The organism is Bacillus sp. F2HM, assembly GCF_019266135.1.
Classification (GTDB): domain Bacteria; phylum Bacillota; class Bacilli; order Bacillales; family Bacillaceae; genus Bacillus; species Bacillus safensis.
The window spans coordinates 1-1506 of the sequence record NZ_LRMO01000029.1 but is presented as its reverse complement, the minus strand read 5'-3'; the positions used below and the strand labels follow the sequence as shown (position 1 = coordinate 1506).

Sequence of the window (1506 nt, the reverse complement as noted above, 5' to 3'; positions counted from 1 at the left end):
CAGACCGTAGACAAACCCCACCTTTATTTCAAGTAAAAGTGGGGTTTTCACTTATTTTGATAAAATTGATAAGTTACTTTACGCTGGGCATGGCTCTTTCCATGTCCAGTTTGCTAATTTCTTAAGATTCATGGCAGCGAAAGTAAGCATCGCCTGCATCGAAACTTTTTTCAGTCCTCGAAGTTTCGTCCATCGCATTCCATGCTTTTCTTTTGCATCCGCAAAAACGCGTTCGATCGTTTCTTTCCGTTTTGCATAGATGTTCTTATTCATTTTAGTGAGTCTCAGATGGTCTGCTTCGTCTAGGTAGTCCTGCCAAATATGTCGGTGAATCTGTTTGATGTGATTTTGACTTTGTGTACAGTTATCTAAAAACGAGCAGGATTTACATACCTCTGAATCAGACGCATATTGCTTATATCCCTCTCTAGTTGTTGTACGATAAGAGAGAATTTGCCCGTTGGGGCAAATGTAACAATCAAAATGTGCGTCATATACGTATTCATTCTTTTTCAAGTAACCAACTTTTGTTTTCGGGCGAGTGTAAGGCATGACAGGTCTTATCTTTTGATCCATTAAAAACTTGGCGATATAAGGTGTTTTATATCCAGCATCTACTGCGACTACATTGGGTTTTCCGACTTTCTTTGTCACCTTTGATACGAGTGAATCTAACATACGACTATCATGAACATTTCCACCAGTGACCAGTGTTCCTAAAATAAATCCTTTTGAATCACAAGCCGTATGAAATGAATAAGCAAAAAACTTTTCACGTTCATCCTTTACATAGTAGCCACTCTCTGGGTCAGTTGTACTGACCTTGATTTCTTTTTTCTCTTCTTTATTCTGTAGGGGTAACGGCTTTTTTCCATGTTCCTCACGATCAACATTGATCTCCTCATGAAGCAGATTTTGATAACTTCTCGTTTCTACTCGAACAATTTTCTTTTCAAGTTTTTTCTTATTGGCGTTCGCTTTTACATGAGTTGAATCAATGAAAGCAATAGATGGATCAACAAGGCCTTTTTTCATCGCTTCTCTTAAAATTCGATAAAAAATTTGTTCGAATAAATCTGTATCATGAAAGCGTCTCACGTAGTTCTTACCGAAGGTAGAAAAGTGCGGAATTTTCTCAGAAAATCCATACCCAATAAACCAACGATAAGCAACATTGGTTTCAATTTCTTTAATGGTTTGACGCATAGAGCGGATGCCGAATAGGTATTGGATCAAAACCATTTTAATAAGAACAACGGGATCCACACTTGGTCTGCCGTTATCAGAACTATAATGATCTTTGACAAGATCATAAACGAAATCAAAATCGATCGCTTGATCAATTTTTCGTACAAGATGATCTTCAGGCACTAATTCATCTAAGGCCACGACTTCTAATTGATTTCTTCTTTCTTCTTCACGTTTCGATAACATATTTATCCCCCACAGAAATGTGTTATTACCCTTATTATACAAAAAAGCTTGTAGACTTTGTCTACAAGCTGA

The 1506-nt window shown here is 37.3% G+C and carries 1 protein-coding gene; it reads right to left on the bottom strand.

Going from position 1 to position 1506, the window contains the following annotated elements:
- Window positions 1-78 precede the first annotated feature (78 nt).
- Window positions 79-1434 carry an IS1182 family transposase gene (locus AWT60_RS17040; protein WP_218677537.1) on the bottom strand — a complete coding sequence of 452 codons (1356 nt, stop codon included), beginning with the start codon at window positions 1432-1434 and terminating at the stop codon, window positions 79-81.
- Window positions 1435-1506 lie beyond the last annotated feature (72 nt).

Excerpts from the sequence above, each read along its gene's own strand:
- AWT60_RS17040 (WP_218677537.1), bottom strand. The coding sequence starts at position 1,434 with ATGTTATCGAAACGTGAAGAAGAAAGAAGAAATCAATTAGAAGTCGTG.